This is a genomic window from Acetobacter sp. DmW_136, from assembly GCF_008690365.1.
GTDB classification, from domain to species: Bacteria; Pseudomonadota; Alphaproteobacteria; order Acetobacterales; family Acetobacteraceae; genus Acetobacter; species Acetobacter oryzifermentans.
On record NZ_VHON01000013.1, the window covers coordinates 112,868 to 138,091 of the forward strand.

The 25,224-nt window shown below is 56.0% G+C and carries 17 protein-coding genes; 5 read left to right on the plus strand and 12 right to left on the minus strand.

Annotated elements, in window-relative coordinates; all coding sequences use genetic code 11:
- Positions 1-8 precede the first annotated feature (8 nt).
- The 4 genes from FKW31_RS05525 to FKW31_RS05540 are packed head-to-tail and all read right to left on the minus strand — an operon-like array spanning position 9 to position 6,968.
- Positions 9-2,153 (minus strand): VWA domain-containing protein, encoded by a 2,145-nt coding sequence (locus FKW31_RS05525; RefSeq protein WP_150178013.1) that lies wholly within the window; start codon positions 2,151-2,153, stop codon positions 9-11.
- Positions 2,150-4,945: a DUF4159 domain-containing protein gene (locus tag FKW31_RS05530; RefSeq protein WP_150178014.1), complete on the minus strand. Its 2,796-nt coding sequence runs from the start codon at positions 4,943-4,945 to the stop codon at positions 2,150-2,152. The genes FKW31_RS05525 and FKW31_RS05530 overlap by 4 nt, the downstream gene beginning before the upstream one ends.
- Complete coding sequence (locus tag FKW31_RS05535; RefSeq protein ID WP_150178015.1) at positions 4,942-5,925, minus strand: DUF58 domain-containing protein; 984 nt, start codon at positions 5,923-5,925, stop codon at positions 4,942-4,944. Before FKW31_RS05535 ends, FKW31_RS05530 begins: the two co-directional genes overlap by 4 nt.
- A gap of 5 nt (positions 5,926-5,930) precedes the next feature.
- Positions 5,931-6,968 (minus strand): MoxR family ATPase, encoded by a 1,038-nt coding sequence (locus FKW31_RS05540; protein ID WP_006116018.1) that lies wholly within the window; start codon positions 6,966-6,968, stop codon positions 5,931-5,933.
- Between the two features lie 82 nt (positions 6,969-7,050).
- Between FKW31_RS05540 and FKW31_RS05545 the strand changes: the two genes are divergently transcribed.
- From FKW31_RS05545 to FKW31_RS05565, 5 genes are all read left to right on the plus strand, one after another.
- Positions 7,051-7,656: a DUF1285 domain-containing protein gene (locus tag FKW31_RS05545; protein ID WP_150178016.1), complete on the plus strand. Its 606-nt coding sequence runs from the start codon at positions 7,051-7,053 to the stop codon at positions 7,654-7,656.
- Positions 7,653-8,846, plus strand: a complete 1,194-nt coding sequence (locus FKW31_RS05550) for a CCA tRNA nucleotidyltransferase (RefSeq protein WP_150178017.1) — start codon at positions 7,653-7,655, stop codon at positions 8,844-8,846. Before FKW31_RS05545 ends, FKW31_RS05550 begins: the two co-directional genes overlap by 4 nt.
- Before the next feature lie 56 nt (positions 8,847-8,902).
- Complete coding sequence (locus FKW31_RS05555; protein WP_006116016.1) at positions 8,903-10,696, plus strand: ABC transporter ATP-binding protein; 1,794 nt, start codon at positions 8,903-8,905, stop codon at positions 10,694-10,696.
- Positions 10,697-10,868: 172 nt separating this feature from the next.
- Positions 10,869-12,068: an HlyD family secretion protein gene (locus tag FKW31_RS05560; RefSeq protein ID WP_150178018.1), complete on the plus strand. Its 1,200-nt coding sequence runs from the start codon at positions 10,869-10,871 to the stop codon at positions 12,066-12,068.
- Positions 12,065-13,642 (plus strand): DHA2 family efflux MFS transporter permease subunit, encoded by a 1,578-nt coding sequence (locus FKW31_RS05565; protein ID WP_063353877.1) that lies wholly within the window; start codon positions 12,065-12,067, stop codon positions 13,640-13,642. The genes FKW31_RS05560 and FKW31_RS05565 overlap by 4 nt, the downstream gene beginning before the upstream one ends.
- 78 nt (positions 13,643-13,720) lie before the next feature.
- Here FKW31_RS05565 and FKW31_RS05570 read toward each other — a convergent pair whose 3' ends face one another.
- From FKW31_RS05570 to carB, 8 genes are all read right to left on the minus strand, one after another.
- Entirely contained in the window at positions 13,721-14,233 is a 513-nt protein-coding gene (locus FKW31_RS05570) for an RNA pyrophosphohydrolase (protein WP_150178019.1), read from the minus strand.
- Complete coding sequence (locus FKW31_RS05575) at positions 14,230-15,321, minus strand: divergent polysaccharide deacetylase family protein (RefSeq protein WP_150178020.1); 1,092 nt, start codon at positions 15,319-15,321, stop codon at positions 14,230-14,232. The genes FKW31_RS05570 and FKW31_RS05575 overlap by 4 nt, the downstream gene beginning before the upstream one ends.
- Before the next feature lie 20 nt (positions 15,322-15,341).
- Complete coding sequence (locus tag FKW31_RS05580) at positions 15,342-16,787, minus strand: S41 family peptidase (protein WP_150178021.1); 1,446 nt, start codon at positions 16,785-16,787, stop codon at positions 15,342-15,344.
- Between the two features lie 178 nt (positions 16,788-16,965).
- Positions 16,966-18,432, minus strand: a complete 1,467-nt coding sequence (locus tag FKW31_RS05585) for a murein hydrolase activator EnvC (protein ID WP_150178022.1) — start codon at positions 18,430-18,432, stop codon at positions 16,966-16,968.
- Complete coding sequence (gene gpmI, locus FKW31_RS05590) at positions 18,433-19,971, minus strand: 2,3-bisphosphoglycerate-independent phosphoglycerate mutase (RefSeq protein WP_150178023.1); 1,539 nt, start codon at positions 19,969-19,971, stop codon at positions 18,433-18,435.
- 159 nt (positions 19,972-20,130) lie between these two features.
- On the minus strand, positions 20,131-21,327 hold the full coding sequence (locus FKW31_RS05595) for a threonine ammonia-lyase (protein WP_150178024.1): 1,197 nt from the start codon (positions 21,325-21,327) through the stop codon (positions 20,131-20,133).
- Between the two features lies 1 nt (position 21,328).
- Positions 21,329-21,802 carry a transcription elongation factor GreA gene (gene greA / locus FKW31_RS05600; protein ID WP_006116008.1) on the minus strand — a complete coding sequence of 158 codons (474 nt, stop codon included), beginning with the start codon at positions 21,800-21,802 and terminating at the stop codon, positions 21,329-21,331.
- A gap of 151 nt (positions 21,803-21,953) precedes the next feature.
- The gene (carB, locus tag FKW31_RS05605; protein ID WP_006116007.1) at positions 21,954-25,208 is read right to left on the minus strand and encodes a carbamoyl-phosphate synthase large subunit; all 3,255 of its coding nucleotides are present in this window, start codon (positions 25,206-25,208) and stop codon (positions 21,954-21,956) included.
- Between the last annotated feature and the right edge of the window lie 16 nt (positions 25,209-25,224).

Below are 25,224 nucleotides of genomic sequence, written 5' to 3' on the forward strand. Positions count from 1 at the left end.
TGCTGTTATCAATTCCGGCCTTCACGCCACCATCCTGCAAAAAGGAAAGCGAGGGATACCAGCAGCATGCTCCATGTTGGCAATAAGGGTTCTGCACTTTTGCCCGTTACAATATGCGCGCCACGTTGCGGGAAGGCCAGCCAATTTGCGCCGTGCAGGGTGGAGGATTCTGCCATCCGAATGGTGGGTATGGCCAAATGTCCGGGCGTACCCAGCCAGAACACACCACCGCCAGACTGCTGCACAATAGGCGCCAGCTTGGTGGCTGTGGCCCGTAAATCCGTCATTTCACGGATATCGCTTTGCACTGGGGCTGCGTAGGCGGTGTGGGTGCCATCTGTTACCTGCCAGATTCCTGCTTCATTGGCGGGCATGGTTGCTGTCTGGCTGCCATCCTGTGGGGCAGCATGCAGGCGCAGGGATGTTTGCGTGCCTGAAGGCGCCGTGATGGTGACACCGGGCGGAGTGGCTTCGGTGCTGATACTGTGGCGCGTTACGGTTAACACGTTGTCTGTAATGCTGGCAGCCAGTTGTTCTTCTTCCAGCTCTGGCTCTTTCATCAGCCAATGGGAAATCCGGCGCAGCAATTCCGCTTGCGGTCCGCCACCACCTTCACCGCGAGACCAAAGCCAGATCTGGTCAGAAAGCAGGAGGGCCACACGGCCCTGATCCACCCGGTCTAGAACCAGCAGAGGGGCGGCATCTGGTCCGCTCATCAGCACTTCACCATGTGTGCTGTCTGGTTTGAGGGCACGGTACCAAGGCCCCCATACGCCTGCAACGGTTGTGGTGCTATCTGGCACGTTGGCATCGGGCGCACCAGAAAGAGCAGCCGTAACAGGGTGTTGGCGGCCTTGCGCAGTTAACCGAGGGCGGAACTGGCGCTCAACCATGCCTGTTTCTGGCGGCACATGCGCGGGCAGCACATCGCCTACAGGGGTTTCCTGTAATGATCCGGGGCCTACAAATTCCGGCCCAGCGGTTAGCAACAACCCACCACCACGGCGCACAAAGTTGGCAATGTTTTCCAGATAGCTGTGGGGCAGAATGCTGCGGTTTTCAAAACCATCCAGAATGATCAGGTCAAACTGGTTGATCTTGTCCTGAAACAGTTCCTTTACGGGAAAAGCAATGAGCGCCAGATCAGATAGCGGCGTGCCATCATCTTTTTCTGGTGGACGCAGAATGGTGAAGTGGATCAGATCCACTGCCGGGTCTGCTTTCAGCAACCGGCGCCAGACACGCTCCCCTTGGTTGGGGGTGCCGGAAATCAGCAAAACCCGCAGCCTGTCCCGAATACCCATAATATGGGTGATGTTTTGATTATTCAGTTGTGAGATTTCCCCCGACAGAGGGGAAACCGAAAGGCTGATAAGCATCTGCCCCGGCCGTGCAACAGGGATGCTGATATCTTGCGGCGTGCCAGTAACAACAGGGATAACCACAGGCTCTTCCCCATTCACGCGTAAGGTAAGTTCCGCTGGTGTGCCAGTATGCGTGCCGGGGCCGGAATCTTCGGCCAATACGCGTAAATGTGCGGGTTGTCCGGCAATGGCGTAGGGCGGTGCTTCTAGTATCTGGAGCTTGCGGTCTATTTCCTCACCTTTGGCGGTCAGCAACACATGCAGGGGTAGGGGAGTTTGTTCTCTCGCAGCAGTGTGCGGGCGCAGGCGATCTGGCAGGCTGGCCGGAATATCAGCAACCTGACCATCTGTAACCATCATGGCGCCAGCAAGCTGATCGGGCGGAATATCTGCTGCGGCCTGATCCAGAGCTTCAAATAGGCGGGTACCGTCATGCCCGTTCTGCCGTACTGTAACGGTACGAATATTCAGCCCTTCCACCTGCATGTGGGCCAATGCATCTGCCGCCTGCCGGGCAATAGCTGCCCGTTGTCCGATAGACATGGAAGGAGATTGATCTACCAGCATAAGGGCGGTTTGGGGCAGGCTATGCCAGCTTTCACGCAGATGCTGCGGGCCCGCCAGCCAGAACAGAAGCGAGGCAAGAGCAGCCAGGCGCAGCAAGGCCCCGCGCGCGCCGTTATACAGGCTCCACACACAAAGTATCAGGCCCCCAATGCCCAGCAAAGCCAGCAGCCATAAAGGCAGAAGTGGCGCAAAACCGATGGATTGCATTAAATTGTTTATCATGGCCGGTCTTCCAGCCGTTTCAGCAGCATGGGCACGTGCACTTGGTCTGCCTTATAACTGCCGGTAAGCGCGTAAATGACAATATTTAGTCCAAAGCGATAAGCCAGTAACCGTTGCTCTGCGCCACCAGGAATAACCGCAAAGGGCGTATTGCCAGATGGATCAACCGCCCAAGCGTGTGCCCAGTCTGCCGAGCCGATAATAATGGGGCTGACTTCATCATTTCCGGCATCGCCTTCCCGCGCCACCCAGATGGGCTGGCCAGCGTAACGGCCCGGAAAGTCATGCAGCAGGTAAAAAGTATGCGCCAGTAGGTGGTGGTCATTCATGGTTACGAGGGGCGGCACTGTTAGCCCTGTTGTAGCACGGCGCAGGGCGGCGCGCGTGCCCGGAGCATCTCCGGCAAAGCTGGCATCATCTGTGGTGCCGTCTGGCGTGTCCTGTCCTTGGGTATCAATGAGCAAAATGCCACCATGCGCCATAAAACGGTTGAGTGCGGCTATCATGGCGGGAGAGGTATGGGCATCTGGCGTAATCGGCCAGTATAGCAATGGATAGTAGGCCAGATCATCCGTTTCGGGGTGCACGCCATCAGGGTGGCCCAGCACGGCAGATGTGCGGGCATTCGTAAAATCCGCCAAACCCTGAAGCCCTTGGCGGGAGGCTTCATCTACATCTTCATGCCCGGTCAACACGTAGGCCAGACGTGTTTCAAGTGCTGCTCCGGGCACGGAGGGTAAGGTTTGTTGTGCAGGAACCGGCGGTTGTGTATCTGCTGCATGGGCCGGAGCGGCCATGCCGAACAGCAGCCCGCCTATAACCAATGCAGCCGTATGAGCGCGGTTGGTAACCAAAAGCCCTTTGCGCATCAGCAGAACCACAGCGCCATCAAGCAACAGCAGAACAATGGCTGCCAGAAGGCAGAAGCGCCCCAGTGGCACATCCGGCTGTTGTCCTGCCGGATCTGTAATAAGACCCACGGCGCTTTCAGGATGCAGCGTGGCAACGTGGTCCGCTGCATTTAAGGCGCGGCGGCCAGAACCGGGGCCATACAGGCCCGGAGGGTGCGCGGGGGAAACATCCGTGCTGGCAAAGGCGGAAGCTTTTAGGCCGCGCGCATAAGGTGGCGGAGGGCCAGCAATACCTGCACCATCCAGCGTAAGGGCTGGTTGCAATATGGCACCATCCGCTGGCACACTTACGCCGTTTGCGTGGTCTGTCAGCCTTTGCAGCATGGAGACAAACAACCCGGAAAGCGGCAGGTTAGACCAATCTGTTGTGCTGCTGACATGGAACAGCACAATTTCACCTTTGCCCAGCGCGGCATGTGTAACCAGCGGCGTGCCATCTGCCAGCCGTGCCCATGTATGCTCAGTAAGTGTGGCGGAGGGGCGTGCCAGAACCTGCCGAGAGACTGTGACATCATGAGGAGGCACTAAACCAGCGAATGGGGAGGTGGCATCAAACTTGGCAAGTTTTTGCGGGGTGCCCCATGTCATGGAGCCGCCGAGTTGGCGTGCACCATCCAGCAAAGCGACGGGAAGCAGATCTTGCATGGTCTGCTGGGTATTGTCGTTCTCGGTGGTTTCAGTCGCATCATCATGCTGGGCACCGGCAAGGGCTGGCCCTGCAAAGCGGATGAGTGTGCCGCCATTTTTAACCCATTCACGCACTTTTTCTCGTGTTTCCGGGTCTGCCAATGTGCCATCAGGCGCAATTAAAACAGAAAGCGGGCGGCTTAAAAGCGCTAATGGCGTGCCTTCATGCAATTCGGCAGAAGGGGCAAGAGCGCGGCGCAAATAGAACAAAGACCCCACTAAAGGTGTATCCGCCCCGCCGGAAGCCAGAAGCCCTACCGGATGCAGGCGGCTGCTTTCATCCATTAGCACTGTGGTGGCTGCGCTGGCTGTGCCTGCAAGCGTAAGCGTATCTATGCGGTTGCGCACGGCGGCAGGCAAGTTCACAGCAATATTGGCGTGGCCAGATTGTGCGGGCAGGGTTACGGGTACAACGGCCAGCGTGCCCCCATCTTGCGTATGCGCAATAACATTAAAACTACGTGGAGCCGCAGCAGGCATCGCCACCAGCCGTGCCATGACGTTATTGCCTTTATCGACCACCGGAGCCAGAGCCACAGCGTTTTGATGCGGAAAGCGCACTTCCCGCACGCGCCCCAAACGTTGCAGGGTGTGCGTAAACGCGCCATCGCTGGGGGTGGCAACATCATCCGCCAGATACAGAATACTGCCAAATGTTTGTGCCGCTAGATGTTCCAGTGTGTGGGCGGCAGCTAAGCGATCTACTTGCCAAGGTTCCGGGCGCAACGCGTTCAGGTGTTGCCGCACTTGAGCAACTGGCAAGGGGGCGAGGCTTTCTGCCACAGATGTTTCGGCTTCCGGCGCGGTGGTAAGCAACAGCACGGGACGTTTGGCGCGTTCGGCATCATCTAGAAAATTCTGGGCAGCGGCTAAACGTTCGTTCCAGTCTGCGGCGCTGAACATGCCGTTATCTATAATAAGCAACACCGGGCCAGATCCTTGCTGGGCGGCATTGTGCCCCGGTAGCACTGGCCGGGCCAGGCCAAGAACCAACAAAGCAACAGCGAGCAGCCGGAGGAGCAGCAACCACAGCGGAGAGCGTGCAGCCTCGATCTGGCGTGGTTTCAGGCTGGCCAACAGTTTTACAGGCGGAAACACTTGTTGGCGTGGGCGCGGGGGTATTGCACGCACAAGCCACCACACCAACGGCAGCGTAAGCAGGCCCAGTAGGGCAAGGGGAGCCAGAAAAATCATACCCGGCGGCCCATCAAATTATGCAGGGCCAGCAAGGTGGGCGTGGTTGGAGTATCGGTAACATGGCAAATATAATCATGCCCAAGGCTTGTAGCCATTTGCTCAATCTGGCTGCTACGTGCAGATGCCAGATGGGTGTAATCTGCACGCAATGTTTGCACATGGGGCAACTCAATGGGCGGTTCCTGCTCCAGCCCCGTAAACTCAACGCGCCCTTCATAGGGCAGGGAAAGCTCTGCCGGATCTGCGATATGGAGAATATGTGCACGCACGCCCCGCGCTGCACATTCATGAAGCAGGCCGCGCAGGGCCTCTGTTTCACACAGCAGATCACTGGTCAGCAGTAAATGTGCATGGCGCGGCAGCGCGGCAGCGGCAGGCAGCGTATTTTTTTGCGGCGAGGAAGCCTGAAACACCAAAGCCAATGCCAGACGCTCCAGAAGGCTACCCCCAGAAGGCAGATGCACCATACCGGATGAAGAAAGCAGCCGAATGCGCTCTCCCCCACGAGCAAGAGCGGCGGCCATTGCCAGCGTGAGTAGAATGGCGCTTTCCAGCTTGGTGGGCATGTTGGTGCGGGAGTGCCAGTTCATGGAGCCAGAAAGATCACACCACAACAGAATGGTTTGCGCGCTTTCGGCTTCTGTTTCGCGCACATAAGCGTGGGTACTGCGGGCGGACTGTCGCCAGTCTATATGCGCAGCGGGCTCTCCCGGCTGGGCTGGGCGATATTGCCAGAAGGTATCTCCCCACCCCGCGCGATGTTGCGGGTGCTGCCCGGCCGCCAGTGTGGCGGCGGTGCGATTGGCCTGCACAATTAAATCGGGCATGCGTGCCGCCAAGGCCTGTGCTTGTTGAGTAAGCGTGGCAGGTTGCCCGATGGCAGCAGAACTATCTGCCAGCGCGGCAAAATGCGGAGCCTGTGTGGTGCCAGCCTTATTGCGGCGGAATGCGGCGGTAAGAAAGGAGGGGCCGCGCAATGGCTTTAACCCAGTTGTTGCAGAAGGCGAGAGATTACATCCTGAATTTGCACACCTTCAGCGCGGGCGGCAAAAGTAAGCGCCATACGGTGGGCCAGAACAGGCTGGGCCAGTGCCGCAACATCATCCAGGCTGGGGGAAAGTCTGCCATCCAGCAAGGCGCATGCGCGGGTGGCCAGCATAAGCGTTTGTGCGGCCCGCGGGCCGGGGCCCCAAGCAATTTGTTCACGCAAGGTGGCATCTTGCGTGGTTTCTGGCCGGGCGTTGCGCACCAGGTTGAGAATGGCATCCAGCACTTTTTCACCTACCGGAATACGGCGCACCAGTGCCTGTGCTTCCAGCAGGCTTGCGGCATCCATAAGGGTTTGGGGCTGTTCTGTTTGTGCGCCGGTGGTGGCTAGCAGCATCTGCCGTTCTGCTGCTTCATCAGGGAAGGAGAGCGGAATTTGCAGCATAAAGCGGTCAAGCTGCGCTTCTGGCAGCGGGTAGGTGCCTTCCTGCTCCATAGGGTTCTGGGTGGCCAGAACATGAAAAGGGCGTGGCAAAGGGTATTCTGTTCCGGCTACGCTTACGCGGTGTTCCTGCATGGCTTGCAGCAGAGCGGACTGTGTGCGGGGGCTGGCGCGGTTGATTTCATCCGCCATCAGCAACTGGCAGAATACCGGGCCGGGCACAAAGCGGAAGCTGCGGTGGCCAGAGGCATCTTCATCCAGAATTTCACTGCCCGTAATATCGGAGGGCATAAGGTCTGGCGTAAACTGCACGCGGCGCGAATCAAGCCCCAGCACTGTTCCCAAAGTTGTGACCAGCAATGTTTTGCCTAAACCGGGCGCCCCCACCAAAAGCGCGTGGCCACCAGCAAGAATGGTGGCAAGCGTTTGGCGGATAACCTGTTTTTGGCCAAAAACAATGCGAGAGGTTTCCTGCTGCACGGCTTGCAGCCGTTCGCAGATACGGTCTGCCTCCCGCACTTCGGGAGGAGAGGAGGGCTGTTGCGCGGGCTGCGATGCGTCTGATGCGGTCATGGTTCCAGTGTGAAGCACATACGGGGCTTACATCAAGCGGGGTATCATCCCTATATCATCAGGATGACGGTATGGACACGTATTACAGGATGATAGGCCAGTGAAAGGCGAACACGCAGTAAGTGGCGACAGTCTTGCCTGTTCGGGGCATCAGGAAAGCCCGGAAAGGAAAAGGCATGACTTGGGATACCTGCCTTTTCTGGTGCGGCGCGATGGCGTGTGGCTTTATAGGGGCACGCCCATAAAACGTAAGGCCATGCTGTGCATGTTTGGCTCCATGCTCACGCGGGATGAAAAAGGGGCATACCTGCTACGCTCTCCTTTTGAGACCGGGTATATTGAAGTGGAAGACGTGCCTTTTCTGGCGGTAGAGCTGGATTGGACAGGCTGCGGCAGAATGCAGCGTCTGTGTTTTCGCACCAATATGGATGAAGTGGTGGTGGCTGGGCCAGAGCATCCGATTCGGACAGATTGGAACATGCCGCCAGAAGCGTGCCCGGAGAGTTGCCCACCCTATATCCGCTTGCGAGAGGGGGATGATAGGCGCTTTCCGTTAGAAGCGCGTCTGTCTCGCCCAGTGTGGTACGAGCTGGCCGCTTTGGCAGAGCCAGGCATGTGCCAAGGGGTTCCCTGCATGGGCGTGTGGAGTTGCGGGTGCTTTTTTCCGCTTGCCAGGCAATCATCCGGCACAGATTGCGACGCATGACCCGCACTTTATTGCACCGGCTGGCTCCTGCACGTTTGCATGCGCTGGAGCAGATATGGGCCGTGCTGCCTGAAGCACGGCTTGTTGGCGGTGTGGTGCGTGATTTGATGGTGGGGCGCGCTATTGCAGATGTTGATCTGGCAGTGCCGCAACCGCCCGAAGAGGTTATGCAAGGCCTGAAGGCGCAGGGCATTACAGTTGTGCCTACCGGGTTGGCGCATGGCACGGTGACAGCGGTTATCGATTCCGCGCCCTATGAAATTACCACCCTACGGCGCGATGTGGAAACAGATGGACGGCACGCCGTGGTGTGCTGGACAGACAACTGGCAGGAAGATGCCGCGCGCCGAGATTTTACAATCAACGCCATGTCCTGTGACAGCACAGGTGCTGTGCATGATTATTTTGGCGGCCAGCAAGATCTGGCAGAAGGAACTGTGCGTTTTGTAGGCGATGCCACGCTGCGGATACAGGAAGATGCGCTGCGTATTCTGCGGTTTTTTCGCTTTTGGGGGCGCTATGGGCAGGGGCGGGCAGATGCACAGGCCATGCAGGCCATTACTGCGCAGGCGGCGTTGCTGAACGGCCTGTCTGTTGAGCGGGTATGGTCTGAACTTAAACGTATTCTGGCTGGGCCGAAGGCGCAGGATGTTGTGTATTTGATGCAGCAGGCCGGTATTCTGCCTGTTCTGTTGCCAGAAGGTGCAAATGTGCCTTTGTTTGCACAGTTGATGGCGTTTAACCCGCCAGCAGATGCGCTGCTGCGGCTTGCTGCTTTGGTGCCGAATAAAAGCGCGGATATGGCACGCCGCCTCAAATTTTCTCGCGCTGAAGCCGCACGCCTCAAAGCCATGCAGGCTGAACCCGTGCCTTTGCCCAAGATGTCCGATGCGCAATTACGCCATTTATTGGCAGATACTCCGCCAGATATTCTGGCTGCACGCAGTTGGCTGCATCAGGCGCGGTATTCTGATGTTTTGGGCGAAGAACTGCGGCAACGTTTAGCGCAGCTTGAAATCCCTGTGTTTCCGATAGCAGGGCGAGATTTGCTAGAGGCAGGCTGCCAGCCGGGGCCGCACGTTGGGCAGGTGCTGAAAGATGTGCGCAACTGGTGGCAACAGGGTGGTTGCAGCGCAGATAAACAGGCTTGTCTGGCCTATGCGTTAGAGCTGGTGAAAGCGTTGCCATAATAAAACCATGCGTCAGCCTCTTACGCGAAAGGGGGGGAGGCTGTTAGAGAAGACGCATGACGTCACAAGCATCTGCTTCCTCTACCCGTTCGTCCCGTTCTTCCCGCGATTTATTGCCGGATGATACCCGCGTGCTTCTGAGGCGGTTATGGCGGCAGCAGGTGCGCCATTTTCCCGGTAACCTTACGGCTGTTGTGCTGCTTACGGTATTAACAGCCGGGCTTACTGCATTGTACCCGCTGGTTATTCAGCGTGCGCTGGATATGTTTTCCAGCCATGATTCCCGCATTCTGTATCAGGTGCCGCTGTTGGTGGTGCTGATTACGGTTGCCAAATCCATTTCTCAATACGCGCAAACGCTGGCGTCTCAGGGGTTGGTGCTTAAGGTTATTCGTGGTTTGCAAAGCGAGATGTTTGCGCATCTGATGCAGGCGGATATTACCGATGTAGAGCGTGAGGCTCCGGCCAAACTGGCAGCACGTTTTACCACGGATGCCGTTTCTATCCGTGAAGCCATGATCCGCGCCGTAAACTCGCTGGGTGATGTTGTGACCGTGGTGGGGCTGATTGCCTCCATGTTTTACATGGATTGGGAACTCAGCCTGATAGCCGGTCTGCTTTACCCCATTGCCGCAGTGCCTATTCAAAAGCTGGGCAAACGCGTGCGGCGCGCTTCTGGTGGCATGCAGGAACGGATTGGGGAAACCGCTGCTTTTCTAACAGAAAGCTTTAGCCAGGCTCGTACTGTGCGCGTGTATCGGCTTGAACAGCGCGAGGAAGAACGCGCGGCCATTTCCTTCGATCATCTGCATCAGGCCATGCTGCGTATTACGCGCGGTCGTGCACGTGTTGACCCCTTGTTAGAAGCGCTGGGTGGTTCTGCCGTGGCTGCTGTATTAGGTTTTGCAGGGTGGCGGGCCGCTATGGGCGGGGCCACATTGGGGGATTTTTCCGGCTTTGTGGCGGCTTTGTTGCTGGCAGCACGCCCCTTACGTGCATTAGGGGCCTTGAACGCGGCTTTGCAGGAAGGGTTGGCCGGGCTTGTGCGTATTTTTGAAATTATTGATGAAAAACCCGCCGTGGCAGATAGCCCCAATGCTGTGCTTCTTGGTGCCGGGCAGGGTGATCTGGTTTTTAAAGATGTCGGCTTTGTTTACCCAGATGGTCGCGTTGGTCTTTCCGGCCTTAATTTTGAGGCCAAGCCGGGCTTTACCGTAGCGCTGGTGGGGCCATCTGGTGCAGGTAAGTCCACAGCGCTTTCCCTCGTGCCGCGGCTGCATGATGTCACATCGGGCTGTATTTTGCTGGATGGGCAAGATCTGCGGGATCTCACACTGGCCAGCTTGCGAGATGCCATCGCTTATGTCAGCCAAGATCCGCTGCTGTTTGACCTTTCTGTGCGCGACAACATTCTGATAGGCCGTCCCACCGCCACGGAAGAGGAGGTTCAGGCAGCGGCCAAGGCAGCCGCAGCCGAAAAGTTTATTCTGGCCTTGCCCGCAGGGTATGAAACCATAGTGGGGCCGGGTGGGCAGCGTCTTTCTGGCGGGCAGAGGCAGCGTGTGGCCTTGGCGCGCGCTCTACTGCGCAACCCACGCCTTCTGTTGCTGGACGAAGCGACAAGCGCGCTTGATAGTGAGAACGAAGCCGCAGTGCAGGACGCTTTGGTGACCCTGCGCAAGGGGCGTACAACGCTTGTGGTGGCGCATCGTCTTTCCACCGTACGGTCGGCAGATCTGGTGGTGGTCATGCAGGAAGGCCATGCTGTGGAATGCGGAAACCATGATGAACTCATGGCGCAAAACGGTCTATATGCGCGGCTGGTTAGAACACAGGGGTTGGAACGTTAAGGCCAGCGCAGCAGATTGGGCGTGGCAAACTGCGTCTTTTTTACAGCAAAACATTAAAAACCCAGGTTGCATGTGTGCTGAATGCCATGTGCGACTTGATGCCTGCTTGTGAACATGCCACAAAACTGACCGACCAGTTCGGTCAGAGATGAATTGACCGAAAAAGCAGGGTATGCGCCGTGCGTTTGAGATGGCAGGGAACAGTATGACAGACGACCACAACGACCAGTCTTCCGCAAATACCGGCGCACCAGCCAAGCCAGAAGAAAAGAAAAAAGAGAATCCTCGCCGCAAGATTATTCTCACTGGTGTTATTGCCGTGCTGGCTGTGGGGGCCGGTGTTTACTGGTTTATGACTCGCAATGAAGTTGAAACCGATGATGCTTTTACCGCCGGGCGCGCCATTACCATTGCGCCGCATGTTAGCGGGTATGTGACAGAACTGCTGGTGAACGATAACCAGTTTGTACGCAAAGGGCAGCTTCTGGCGCGTATAGACCCGCGAGACTGGAAAGCCGCGCGAGATCAGGCTGCTGCACAGGTTGAAAGCGCGCAGGCATCTAAGAACGCCAGTGACATGATGCACATGGTGGCTATGCTGGAGTTTCCCGGTAAGCTGTTGCAGGCAAAAGGCCAGCTAGAAGCCGCCAAGGCTCAGGAATTTAAGGCGCAAACAGATTTCCGCCGCCAGCATGTGGTGGAACGTGCAGCAACTTCGCAGCAGGATATAGATTCCGCTCGTGCTGCGTTGGATGCCGCCAAAGCCCGCGTGATAGCCGCGCAGGGTGCTGTGCAGATGGCCATGCCTGTGCAACCCAATATTCAGAACACCGCTATCCAGATCACTCAGGAAGAGGCCGCAGTTAAAACCGCACAGGCCCGGCTGGAAACGGCAAACCTGAATCTGGAATGGACAGAAATTCGTGCCCCGCATGATGGCTGGATTTCCCAACGTAATCTGGAACAGGGCAACTATGTGCAGCAGGGGCAGAATATACTGTCCATTGTGGAGCCGGAAGTATGGGTAGTGGCCAACTACAAGGAAACCCAGATTACCCGTATGAAGCCCGGCCAGAAGGTGGATATCAAGGTAGATGCCTATCCATCCCTTAAGGTGCATGGGCATATTGATTCACTGCAAAAAGGCACAGGCGCGCAGTTCAGTGCCTTTCCGCCAGAAAACGCAACTGGCAACTACGTAAAAATTGTGCAGCGCGTGCCAGTTAAAATCCTGATCGATGATGGGTTGGACCCCAACCAGCCGTTGGCGCTTGGTATGTCCGTGGTGCCCACCGTGCATGTTGATACAGAAGGGCACTCTGATGCGCCGCCGCGTGATGGGGCAGAACCAGCAACCCCGGCTGCGCAATGAGCACACAGGCCGAAGTAGCCCCCGGCGGGTGGAAGCCGAAGCATAATCCGTGGACAGTCGCCTTTGTTGTAACCATGGCGGCGTTCATGGAAATTCTGGATACAACCATTGTGAACGTCTCCCTGCCACATATCGCAGGGAGCCTGTCCAGCACGTATGATGACGCTACATGGACATTGACCGCCTATCTGGTGGCCAACGGGATTGTGCTGACAATTTCTGGTTGGCTAGGTAAGGTTTTTGGCCGTAAAAACTACTTTCTTATCTGCATTGTTATGTTCACTGTATCGTCGTTTTTGTGCGGTACGGCCACCAGCCTTGCAGAGCTGGTTGTTTTTCGTCTGTTACAGGGCTTTTTTGGCGGAGGGCTCCAGCCCAACCAGCAGTCCATTATTTTGGATAGTTTTCCGCCCGAAAAACGTGCCGCAGCGTTTGGCCTTACCGCCATTGCAGCCGTTGTGGGGCCGGTTATTGGCCCAACGCTGGGTGGGTGGATTACCGATAATTTCTCTTGGCGCTGGATTTTCTTCATCAACGTGCCATTCGGGTTTTTAACAACCGTTGGCGTTATGGCGTTGGTGGAAGATCCACCATGGGCGCGCAAACAAAAAGCCCCAGTGGATGCCATTGGTATCAGCCTGATTACCATTGGGTTTGCCAGTCTTGAAGTGATGGTGGACCGTGGTGAGGATGCAGACTGGTTTGGCTCCACCTTCATCCGCATTATGGGTGTGCTGGCGTTTTTGGGCATTGGTGGCGCTGTTTTGTGGCTGTTACACGCCAAAAACCCGGCAGTGGATTTGCGTGTGTTCAAGGATCGTAACTTTGCGGTGGGCACAGCACTTATGGGGGCAATGGGGGCGCTGCTTTATGCATCCGCTATTATTGTTCCGCAGTTTGCCCAGCAGGTTATGGGGTACACGGCCACTATTTCTGGTTTGCTGCTTTCTCCGGGGGGGATTGCCGTTATCTTTCTGATCCCCATAGTGGGTAAGCTTATGACGCTCATGCCTGTGCGGAATGTGATTGCGCTTGGTTTTGGGCTTATGGGTATTGCTCTGTTTTGGTCAGCCCATTTGTTGCCATTGCTGGACTTCCATCATCTCATGCTGTTCCGCATGAGCCAGACGGCCTGTTTGGCTTTTCTGTTTGTGCCGCTTTCCACCATTGCGTATTCCACCATTCCGGAAAAACTGAATGCAGATGCTTCGGCATTATTCAGTATGGCGCGTAACGTGTTGGGGTCTTTGGCTATTTCTGGTGCCACGGCACTGCTTACAGAGCGGCGGCAGGCGCATCAGTCCTACATGGTGCAGTGGATGACGCCCTACCATCAGCCGTATAATGATTATTTGGCGCAGGCCAAGGGTGTTGCCACAGCCCACGGATACGCCCCCGGCGCGGCACAGGCCATTGCACAGCACACCCTGTTTCAGGAATTCACCCGGCAGGTGGCTATGTTGTCTTACAATGAAGTGTTCATGATCTTGGGTATAGGTTCGTTTCTTTGTGTGCCGTTCTGCTTCCTGTTTTCTGCCATTACAGGTAGCGGCAAGACGACTGGCGCACACTAAAAAGCGCAGCAAAAAGCCAATATAAAAAAGCTCCCTGACTATAGGCGGTCAGGGAGCTTTTTTATTGCGCGTTATTTTTTATGAGCGCGGTTTTGTAAACTGTGCGAAATCCTGCACCAAGCGATCATAAATTGGTTTTTTAAACCCCACATTCTGCTGGGGTAGGGTGGCAAGATCTATCCATTGCCATGCGTCAAATTCCGCAGGGGTTTGGGCATCTAGCCGGATATCGACATCTGTGCCTTCAAAAGCCAGAGCAAACCATTTTTGGGTCTGCCCCCGATACTTGCCACCCAATGCACGCCCGATAAGGTGCTGGGGCAGATCATACGTAATCCATTCAGGATGTTCGGCCAAAATACGCACTTTGTCTGTGCCAATTTCTTCTGCCACTTCGCGCAGCACAGCTTTTTCTGGTGCTTCTCCGGTATCAATACCACCTTGAGGGCATTGCCATGTGCCTTCATTCAAGGGGCCGCCAGCGCCGGGCATATCCGTACGCCGAGCAATAAAAATGCGCCCATCAGCATGAAAAATCATGGCCCCAACATTGGGGCGATACGGGAGGGACGTGGCGCTTGCATCTCTCATTGTTGCGGTTGGCCTTGCTGCTGCACCCGTGGGTTGGTGAGGTTGACATGCATGCTGCCATCTGCGGCGGCTGGGCCATAGGCGGACATATCCGGCGGTAGAACAATCTGGCTAACTGGCACCAAGGCAATGCCCATATCTTTCAGGTGTGGTAACCATGCGCGCAGGCAGGCCATGGCCACTGGCCGTAATGGCCCCAGAATGCCAATGGCGCGCCCATTCTGCCGTGCCATTTGCTGAAGTTTCAACAACTGGATATCAATATTTACAATATCGGTATCCGTGTTCACCACAACATCAGCGGTAGCAGCGCTACTGGCGCCTTCGGTTTGTGTGCCCGGTGTAGCATCCAGATAAAGCAGGCCGCGCTGATCTATGGCTTTTACCAAAGATTTAAAGCTTTCAGATTGCGGGAAGCTACCGCCATTTTGCCCTGCAAAGGCATTGGTAACCCCCACATATCCCGCCAGATGAGAAAGCGCCCAGTTCAGATTATCCATGTTCTGTTGGGGGGAAAGTAGCAGCCCAAGCGCTTTGGGCCCGGCATCTGTATTCTTGCTGGCATTATCTTGAATGGGGAGAGAAAGCAGCGTTTCATGCCGATGTTGGCGTGCTGCGTTCATCAGTTCTTCAGGGTTGGCGGCATAGGGTGAAATACCCAGAGAAACCGGACCGGGCAGGGAGTTTATGGCTTCTGTTGTCAGATCATCTGTCTGATCTATGCCATCAATCAGCAAAGCCACCATGGGGGTGCCGGGCGGCACATCCACAGCAGGAGCGGCATAAACCTTTTTGGGTGTGCGATCATGCGCACCCATTTTGGGAAGCGGAAAGCCCCCCGGGCCATTCTTGCTTTCCAGTAGATCAGCTTGCGGGCCGGGAATGGTGGTGCGCTGGATGGGGGAGGATTGTTTGGCAGCGGAATCTGCCGAAACATCAATATCCTGCCCCTCAATGGAAAGGCCGGGCGGCCCCATAACCTCCAACCCTATGGCCAGCGCCACGGCGGCTGTAGCGCACCCGCCCCAAAAGCGAATAAAGGTGCGCCCGTTAGAGGGCAGTTGCTGCCAGAGCGATGGAGTGTGCATGGCCTTTCCCTTTCGCGCCCTTAGTGGTGCGTTGCACTATCCGTTTTAGCGGGTTGCTTGGCAGGCGGCAGAGATGCAGCCGGATCTGGAGAAGGCAGGCCAGCCATAAAGCGCACAATACGCAGGCCTTCCTGAAGCTGGAAGTCTGTTGCAGGCTTATCGTATTCAAACTCCGGCCAGTTTGCCGGTGGTTCGTTTGGAATATCCTTGGCAATGGCTGGCAGATCCGTGCGCGGCTGTGCCTTGGTCTGGTTGCCGCCCTGATTTTTCAGAATATGCTCCAGATCAGCTTCGCGCAGGCTGAAGGCCGGATCTTCCCGCGTTTCCTTCACCACAATATCCGGTGTGATGCCCAGTGCCTGAATAGAACGGCCAGAAGGCGTATAGTAACGCGCAGTGGTTAGGCGTACGGCACCATTACCCGGAATGGGGATAATAGACTGCACAGAGCCCTTACCAAAGGAGCGCGTGCCAATCAGCACCGCACGGTGATGATCCTGCAATGCGCCAGAAACAATTTCGGAAGCCGAGGCGGAGCCACCGTTAATCAGCACGACCAGAGGCAGGCCATCTGTAATGTCGGTGCCGTGCGCATCCCAACGCTGGCTGTCTTTGGGGTTGCGCGAGCGGGTGGAAACAATCTCACCCGAACGGATGAAGTTGGAAGAAACATCCACAGCCTGATCCAGCAGGCCACCCGGATCGTTCCGCAGATCCAGCACTAGCCCGGCCAGCTTACCGCCAGCCTGCTGCTTGAGGCTGTTATAAGCTTTCAGCAGCTCTTTTTCCGTGGTTTCGTTAAACTGTGCTACGCGGATGTAACCTACCCGATCATACAGTGCAGATTTCACAACATCGATGTGAATCACTTCACGCGTTAGCGTTACCACAATGGGTTTAGGTGTTTTTTCGCGCACCAGTGTCAGGGTAATTTTGGTGTTGGCCTTGCCGCGCATTTTCTTCACGGCTTCATCCAGCGGGGTGCCGTCAATCGGGTGGCCATCTACGGCAATAATGTAATCACCCGGCTTGATGCCAGCCCTAAAGCCCGGTGTGCCATCAATAGGGGAAACAACGCGGATATGCCCATCCTGCTGCTGAAGTTCCAGACCAAGGCCGCCAAATTCGTCCTTCATCTGTACCATCATGTCATCATACTGTTTTTGCGTCATGTAGGAGCTGTGCGGGTCTAGCCCGCTCAGCATACCGTTTAGCGCATTGGTAATCAGATCACGGTCTGAAACAGGTTCCACATACTGTTGGCGGATCATGTCCATAACCGTGCCAAACAGCGTTAGCAGTCGGTATGTTTCAGCGTGGTTTGTGGTGGGCGTGGCATCTGGCGCCGTGGCAGCCTGCGCAGGGGCTGCAACAAGGGCGGAGCCAGAAAAATGGCCCGGATGAAAAGCCAGGGCAAGGCCGGTTAAGGCAGTGGCGCCGAACATCAGACCTGTGCGGAACTTCATGCGATCGTCTCTCCTGTCGCAGGGCTGTATGTGGCCCGTGCGTGTTCTTCCTGTCTTTTCAGCCAGCACAATAGGGGTGCGGCCAAGGTTTTACGCGCATAACCAGATGTTCTGGCGCTGGTTGGGCAGAGTAACCTTTGTGATCCTGCTTGGCAAAGAGCCAGCGTGTTTTCTGCCATTACAGAAAAGGCGCGGGATTGATGGTTTTCTGCCCATGGCGCAACTGAATGAACAGCGTGCCAGAGCCTCCGGAACTGCTCATCTGTCCTATAGGTGCGCCCTTTGTCAAACTCTGGCCCATATCTACGGCCAGTCCGCTTAGGCCCGCCATGATAAAGCGGTAATGGCGGCCGCAATTCAGAATAAGCATTTGTCCATAAGTGCGGAAAGGGGCTGCAAAATCTACTGTGCCAGCACAGGGGGCGCGCACACTGGCACCGGGGGACGTGCGGTATGTCATGCCTGTGGCCGGGCCAGATTCGGTAGCAGAGCCCCAGGTAGAAATAAGTGTGCCTGCAACGGGCCGCAGGCCAGATCCAGCAGAAGGATGCTCTGTAAGCCCCGGCCCTTGTGTTTTTACCATAGCGGCCATTTTACGGCGTGCAGCTTCAGCCCGCGCGGCCTCATGCGCGCGTTCTGCGGCAGCTATTTCTTTTTGCAGGGCAGATTCGGCCTGTGCCTGTAGGGCATCCAGTTTAGAAACGGCATCCTGCAAACTGGCAGCCCGCTGTGTTGCAGTTTGCAGTTGATGGTTGGTGTTTATGGCAGTGGCAGACGCCTGCTTCTGGGCTTCTCGCGCAAGGGCGGCCTGTTGGCGCACGGTATCGCGCTGGTGGCTTTGGGCTTGTTCAAGCTGGTTCAGTTCAGCCAGCTTGTTTGTTAGCGTGGTGTTGAGTGCCGTCAGCCGGGTTTGACGGGCGCGCATGCCTTTGGCTTCCTGCTCCATTTGGCGGGAAAGCCCGCGCAAAACCAAAAAGCCGGTAATGGCATCACCCTGCGGCATGGGCGCAGCCAGTAAGGTATCAGACGGATAAAGAGAAAGACGTTCTGCCAAGGGAAGGATAGGGGCAAGCGCGTGGGCATCTTGCACTAAGGCGGCTTGAAGCGAAGCCTGCTCTTTTTTTACATCCGAGATCTGATCTTGCAGATCAGAAAGCTGCTGTTCTGTGCTTTGAAGTTGCGATGTGGCGCTCACTGTTGCAGCAGAAAGCGCAAGTGCGCGGTTTTTGGCTTCTGCCGCGGCAGCCTGCGCAGCCTCATTCTGGCTACGGGATTGTGCAACAGCAGCGGCTTGCCGGGCTTTTTCCTGCTCCATGGCCTCGTGCTGCGCATGGGCTGCGTTGACGGCAGCCTGAGCTTCTCGCACAGAACGATCCGACATCACGGAAGGTTCTGCGGCCTTTTTGCTTTTGCGCGTATGTGTGCTGCGGGGCTTGCTTTCCCGCACAGAGGTTTTGGCCGCAGTTTGCGTGGAATGATGTGCTGTTGCTATTTTTTTATGATGTGTGGTTGCAGCCTGCAAAGGCATTGCCGGATAGCCCACCAGCAAAGCAGGCGCTGCAACCAGAACCGCTGTATATCCGGCCAGTTTCCCCCAATGGAAAGACGGGCAGATAGAAGAAGAAAAAGGCCGGATACGTTTCATTCAGCGTTCAAGCAGGGAAGAGCCTGTCATTTCCGCAGGTTTGGGTAAGTTGAGGAGAGCCAGTAGCGTGGGCGCAATATCTGCCAGCCTGCCACCATCACGCAGGGCAGATGCGCCCGAGCCATAGGCAATAAAGGGCACAAGGTTAAGTGTGTGTGATGTATGCGGGCCACCGGTTTTGGGGTCTTTCATGGTTTCGCAGTTACCATGATCTGCCGTTACCAGCAGCGCACCATGTTGTTCTGCTATAGCCTGTGCAATACGGCCCAAGCCGGTATCTACGGCTTCTACCGCTTTTACGGCAGCATCTAGCTTGCCCGTGTGGCCGACCATGTCCGGGTTGGCAAAGTTGAGAACAAGCAAATCATATTCACCACTTTTAATGGCGGCTACGGCTTTGTCTGTTAATTCCGGGGCGGACATTTCGGGTTGAAGATCATAGGTGGCTACTTTGGGGGATGGCACCAGAATACGATCTTCCCCTTCAAACAGTGTTTCGCGTCCACCGTTCATGAAGTAGGTGACATGCGGATATTTTTCCGTTTCCGCCATGCGCATCTGTTTAAGGCCAGCGCGGGAGACAACCTCGCCCAACAGGTTTGTCAGTTCCTCTGGCGGGAACAGAATGGACATGCGTTTGGAAAGCGTATCGCTGTAATGTGTCATGGCCACAGCGGCAGCAAACTGCACAACCTTGCCTCGTGCAAAGCCGTTGAAATCAGGCTCCAGCAAGGCATCCATCAGTTGGCGGATACGGTCTGCACGGAAGTTGAAGGAGAGAATGCCATCTCCATCCTTCATGCCGGTGTAGCCTTCCAGCACGGTGGGGACAATAAATTCATCTGAAATATCGGCCTGATAGGCGTTGTTCACCGTCTCTTCTGGTGTTGCAGCCGTTGGGCCTTCTGCGCTTACAATAGCGTTGTAGGCTTTTTCTACCCGGTCCCACCGTTTGTCGCGATCCATGGCGTAGTAGCGACCAGAAATGGTGGCGAGCGTTGTGGAAGAAGGCAGATCAGCCCGTAGTTTTTTCAAAAACTCCAGCGCAGAGCGCGGGGCGGTATCGCGCCCATCGGTAAACAGGTGGAACGCCACCGGCACGCCGGCTTGCGCAACAATGTGTGCAAGAGCTGCGGCATGATCCTGATGAGAATGTACGCCACCGGGAGAAACAAGGCCCATCAGGTGGCAGGTGCCACCGGTTTTTTTTAGCGTGGCAATAAAGTTTTCTATCACCGGGTTGCGGGCAAGGCTACCATCCCGAATGGCGGTGAAAATGCGCGGCAGTTCCTGCATGACCACACGGCCAGCCCCAATATTTAAATGACCAACTTCGGAGTTGCCCATTTGCCCTTCAGGCAAGCCCACATCTTCGCCACTGGTGCGCACAAAGTTGTGCGGGTTGTTCTGCCACAGCTTGTCAAAATTGGGGGTGCGGGCAATCTGTACCGCGTTGTCTGATTGATCCTCTCGCCATCCAAACCCATCAAGGATGACAAGCATAACTGGTCTCTTTTGTGGCTGGGATGTCGAGGTCATAGGTTTAAACCTTTTTATGTTTTTGTTTATGCGTGAATAATGCCACCAAATTGCATGAAGACAAAGAGGGCAAGTGCAGCAGGTGTGCGCATGCCCAAACACAAAGGGCAGCCCCCATACAGAAGCTGCCCTTGTAAAAGCCTTAACGCCTAAAAGTTTTCAGGCGCGGCGCACAATGTAAGATTTACCCAGTTCCTGCGTGATAAGGGCTGCGTGTTCCGGGTCTCGCGCTTCTATCATTACTTCCAACTGAGCAGCCTGCACGGAAGGGGCAGCAAACAGGCGCTGGTGCGAAACTTCGATAATATTGCCGCCAGCCTCCCCAATGCTTTTGGAAATATCGGCCAGAACGCCCGGGCGGTCTGGAATTTCCATAATCAGGCGCAAAATGCGGCCATCACGCAGCATGGCGCGCAGCAGCGTGTTGGCCAGAATACGGCTATCAATGTTTCCGCCAGAAATAGGTAGGGCAACTTTTTTACCGCGGAACATATCCGGGTAAGTCAGCAGGGCGGCAAGCCCAGCAGCACCTGCGCCTTCACTTACCTGTTTGGCGCCCTCAGCCAGCAGGGTAATGGCGTTTTCAATAGCAGATTCAGAAACAACCAGAACCTGATCAACCAGCTTGCGGATGACCTCATCCGTTTGGCGGCCAATTTGCAGAACGGCAATGCCTTCTGCAATGGTGGCACCACCATTAGGGCGTGTGGCCGGGCCGGGGAAAGCACACAGAGAATCATACTTTTCCACCTGCACGCCAATCAGCTTAATATCCGGGCGCATGGCGCGGGCTGCCACGGCACAGCCAGAAAGCAAGCCACCACCACCAATTGGCACTACCAGCGTATCCAGCGGCCCTGCGTCCTGAAAAAGCTCCAGCGCACAGGTGCCTTGGCCCGCCATAACTGCGGGATCATCATACGGATGGATAAAGGTGCGGCCTTCACGCGCTTGCAGGTCTTCTGCAAACATCAGGGCTTCTGCAAAGCTTTCGCCTTCCAGAATAACACGCGCCCCCCAATTGCGGGTGCGCACCACTTTGCCTGCCGGTGTAAACTTGGGCATGACAATAACGGCATCAATACCCAGCAGGCTGGCATGGCGCGCCACGCCCTGCGCATGGTTGCCAGCAGATACGGCAATGACACCACGGCTGCGTTCTTCGGGGGAAAGCAGTGCCAGCTTGTTGGCGGCACCACGTTCCTTGAACGACCCAACAGCCTGAAGATTTTCAAGCTTAAGGGTAATATCAGCCCCAGTTGCCTTGGAAAGCGCGTGGGAAGCAATGGTGGGCGTACGGATCACATTGCCGCGGATACGATCTGCCGCGACTGTGACATCCTGAAACGTGATCATATTAGATGAATTTGACGGAAAGGATTTCGTAAGTCCGATCTCCACCCGGTGCGGGCACAGAAACGGTATCGCCTTCTTCCTTGCCAATCAGTGCCTTGGCAAGTGGGGAGGAAATGGAAATGCGGTGCTGTTTGATATCTGCTTCGTGCAGGCCAACAATCTGGTATGTAATTTCCTTGTCCGTATCTTCGTCCACAAGGCACACAGTCGCCCCGAACTTGACCTGCTTGCCGGAAAGAGAGGTGGGCTCAATAACTTCTGCGGTGGAAATAAGTTCTTCCAGCTCCAGAATACGGCCTTCAATAAAGGACTGTCGTTCTCGTGCTGCGTGATATTCCGCATTTTCAGAAAGATCGCCGTGGCTACGGGCTTCCGCAATGGCGCGGATAACTGCCGGACGTTCTTCTGCTTTCAGCTTGCGCAGCTCATCTTCTAGCTGCAGCAGGCCCTTGCCCGTCATTGGAGTTTTCTGCAAGACGCATCCCCAGACTTAAAAAAGCAGCCGGAACCAGCGGGTTCCGGCGCAAAAGTTAAACAGTTACACGGGCAAGGCATAACCCGCAAAAGCAGGCTGCCACCCGAACATGGCTAAGGGGGTGCAGGCAGGTTATGCCTGCACCTTTAGCTTAGAATGTTCCACTAAAGTATGACTGAAGTGGCGCAACATCAAGCGGTCCTTCACGCATTGCCGCAATTGCATGAATTGCAGCCCGCGCGCCAGCCATGGTGGTGTAGTGCGGAATACCCAGCACAAGGGCAGAGCGGCGGATATCAAAACTGTCCGCTACAGACTGCGCACCCTGCGCCGTGTTGATAACCATCTGCACCTCACCAGAGCGAATGGCATCCACACAATGTGGGCGTCCTTCCAGCACCTTGTTTACAAGGTTTACTTCAATGCCGGAATCGCGCAGCTTTTTGGCTGTGCCGCGGGTGGCCATAATACGGAAACCCATGGAAGCCAGCAGGCGGCCTAGCGGCGGCAGTTGGGGCTTGTCACTTTCACGCACGGAAAGAAACACCGTGCCGGAGGTTGGCAGCTTAACACCTGCCCCAAGCTGGGATTTGGCAAAAGCGCGCTCGAAGGATGTATCCAGCCCCATGACTTCACCCGTGGAGCGCATTTCTGGCCCCAGAATGGTGTCTACTTCCGCAAAGCGGTTGAAGGGGAATACGGCTTCCTTTACCGCAACATGCGGCACCACGGCCCGATCATCCAGATTAAAGCCCGAAAGCTTGGCGCCAGCCATAACGCGTGCACCAATTTTAGCTACCGGCACGCCTGTGGCCTTGGCTACAAACGGCACGGTGCGGGATGCGCGTGGGTTTACTTCAAGAACAAAGATTTCCTGATCCTTGATGGCGTACTGCACGTTCATCAGGCCCACAATGCCCAGTTCCCGCGCCATGGCTTCTGTCTGGGCTTTTAGCTCAGTTACAATAGCGGGGGAGAGGGTATAGGGCGGCAGAGCGCAGGCGCTATCACCAGAGTGGATGCCTGCTTCTTCAATGTGTTCCATCACGCCAGCCACATATACATCAGTGCCGTCTGCAATGCAGTCCACATCAGCTTCAATGGCTTCGTTCAGGTAACGATCAAGCAGGATCGGGCCGGAGGAAATATCGTGCCCGGCCATTGTCAGCACATCGCGCATGTAGCGCTGTAGGCCGTTACGGTCGTACACAATTTCCATGGCGCGGCCACCCAGCACGTAGGAAGGGCGCACCACAACCGGATAGCCAACCTTTTCGGCCACGGCTTCGGCTTCTTCCGGCGTACGGGCAATGCCGTTTTCTGGCTGACGCAGGCCAAGCTTGTGCAACATGGTCTGGAAGCGTTCACGGTCTTCTGCCCGGTCAATGGCATCAGCCGGGGTGCCTAGCAGCGGAATGCCTGCGGCTTCCAGAGCGCGGGAAAGTTTAAGAGGTGTTTGCCCGCCATACTGCACAATGCAGCCCTTAACCGTGCCTTTTTGCTGTTCGCAACGGATAAGGGAAATAACATCCTCAGCCGTGAGCGGTTCAAAATACAAACGGTCGGAAGTGTCATAGTCGGTAGAAACCGTTTCCGGGTTGCAGTTGACCATGATGGTTTCATAACCGGCTTCACGCAGGGCGTAAGCAGCATGAACGCAGCAGTAATCGAACTCAATACCCTGCCCGATACGGTTGGGGCCACCACCCAGAATAACAATCTTTTCCCGGTCTGTTGGGTTGGATTCACAGGTTGGCGGGGCAAACTGCCCTTCGTAGGTGGAATACATATACGGGGTGGAGGATGCGAACTCACCCGCGCAGGTATCAATACGCTTGTAAACCGGTGTTACACCAGCTTCTGCCCGCAATTTGGCCACTTCTTCAGGCTGCGTGCCGGACAGGCGAGAAAGCTGTACATCTGAAAAGCCAAGGGCTTTCAGGCGGCGCAGGCTTTGGGCATCCTTGGGCAGGCCGTGGTTTTCCACTTCCCGTTCTGCGTGAATGATTTTTTCCATTTCACGCAGGAACCAAGGCTCAAACTTGCAGGCTTCGTGAATGTCTTCCACCGAAAGACCAGCCCGCAGCGCCTGCGCGGCCATAAGGATACGTTCCGGCTTGGGCTGGGAAAGAGCAGCACGAAAGGCATCTTCTCCACCATCGCCGGGCTGTTCTACAGGGTCCAGCCCATGCAGGCCGGTTTCCATAGAGCGCAGGCCCTTTTGCAGCGCTTCGGGGAAGGAGCGGCCAATGGCCATGGCTTCCCCAACGGATTTCATGGAGGTGGACAACAGAGCCGGTGCGCCGGGGAATTTTTCAAACGTAAAGCGCGGGATCTTCACCACCACGTAGTCAATGGTGGGTTCGAAGGAAGCCGGAGTGGTGCGCGTGATGTCGTTTTTCAGCTCATCCAGCGTATAACCAACGGCCAGTTTGGCAGCCACTTTGGCAATGGGGAAGCCCGTTGCCTTAGAGGCTAGCGCAGAAGAGCGGGACACGCGGGGGTTCATTTCAATAACCACCATGCGGCCATCTTTGGGGTTGATCCCAAACTGCACGTTGGACCCACCGGTTTCCACGCCAATGGCCCGCAGGCAGGCAATGGAGGCATCACGCATGCGCTGATATTCTTTGTCTGTCAGCGTTAATGCGGGGGCAACGGTGATGGAATCACCCGTATGCACACCCATTGGATCAATGTTTTCAATGGAGCAGATGATAATGCAGTTGTCCGCCTTATCGCGCACAACTTCCATTTCATATTCTTTCCAGCCCAGAACAGATTCTTCCACCAGCACTTCCGTAGTGGGGGAGGCATCCAGCCCGGAAAGCACGATCTGGTCGAATTCTTCACGGTTATAGGCAATGCCACCGCCGGAACCGCCCATAGTGAAGGAGGGGCGGATAATGGATGGAAAGCCAATCTGCTTAAGCGCATCGTGCGCTTCTGCCAGCGTGTGGGCAATAAAGCTACGGGGGCTTTCAATGCCAATGGCATCCATGGTTTCACGGAACTTCTGGCGGTCTTCTGCCCGGTCAATCACCTCGGCGTCTGCACCAATCAGTTCCACATTATGCTTGGTCAAAAAGCCTGATGCATGCAGCGCCATAGCGGTGTTCAGCGCTGTCTGGCCGCCCATTGTGGGCAGCACGGCATCTGGCTTTTCCTTAAGAATAATGCGTTCCACCACTTCCGGCGTAATGGGTTCCACATAAGTGGCGTCCGCAAGGCCGGGGTCTGTCATGATGGTGGCCGGGTTGGAGTTTACCAGAATAACCCGGTAGCCTTCTTCCCGCAGGGCCTTACAGGCCTGTGCGCCAGAGTAATCGAACTCGCACGCCTGCCCGATAACAATAGGGCCAGCGCCGATGATGAGGATGGAGCGGATGTCTGTCCGTTTGGGCATGATACGTTCGTTCCCG

Bases quoted from the DNA above. Each gene is read 5' to 3' on its own strand.
- FKW31_RS05585 (WP_150178022.1), bottom strand. From the start codon at position 18,432: ATGAAACGTATCCGGCCTTTTTCTTCTTCTATCTGCCCGTCTTTCCAT.
- FKW31_RS05550 (WP_150178017.1), top strand. From the start codon at position 7,653: ATGACCCGCACTTTATTGCACCGGCTGGCTCCTGCACGTTTGCATGCG.
- FKW31_RS05570 (WP_150178019.1), bottom strand. From the start codon at position 14,233: ATGAGAGATGCAAGCGCCACGTCCCTCCCGTATCGCCCCAATGTTGGG.
- FKW31_RS05575 (WP_150178020.1), bottom strand. From the start codon at position 15,321: ATGCACACTCCATCGCTCTGGCAGCAACTGCCCTCTAACGGGCGCACC.
- gpmI (WP_150178023.1), bottom strand. From the start codon at position 19,971: ATGACCTCGACATCCCAGCCACAAAAGAGACCAGTTATGCTTGTCATC.
- FKW31_RS05555 (WP_006116016.1), top strand. From the start codon at position 8,903: ATGACGTCACAAGCATCTGCTTCCTCTACCCGTTCGTCCCGTTCTTCC.
- FKW31_RS05560 (WP_150178018.1), top strand. From the start codon at position 10,869: ATGCGCCGTGCGTTTGAGATGGCAGGGAACAGTATGACAGACGACCAC.
- FKW31_RS05595 (WP_150178024.1), bottom strand. From the start codon at position 21,327: ATGATCACGTTTCAGGATGTCACAGTCGCGGCAGATCGTATCCGCGGC.
- carB (WP_006116007.1), bottom strand. From the start codon at position 25,208: ATGCCCAAACGGACAGACATCCGCTCCATCCTCATCATCGGCGCTGGC.
- FKW31_RS05525 (WP_150178013.1), bottom strand. From the start codon at position 2,153: ATGATAAACAATTTAATGCAATCCATCGGTTTTGCGCCACTTCTGCCT.
- FKW31_RS05530 (WP_150178014.1), bottom strand. From the start codon at position 4,945: ATGATTTTTCTGGCTCCCCTTGCCCTACTGGGCCTGCTTACGCTGCCG.
- FKW31_RS05580 (WP_150178021.1), bottom strand. From the start codon at position 16,787: ATGAAGTTCCGCACAGGTCTGATGTTCGGCGCCACTGCCTTAACCGGC.
- FKW31_RS05565 (WP_063353877.1), top strand. From the start codon at position 12,065: ATGAGCACACAGGCCGAAGTAGCCCCCGGCGGGTGGAAGCCGAAGCAT.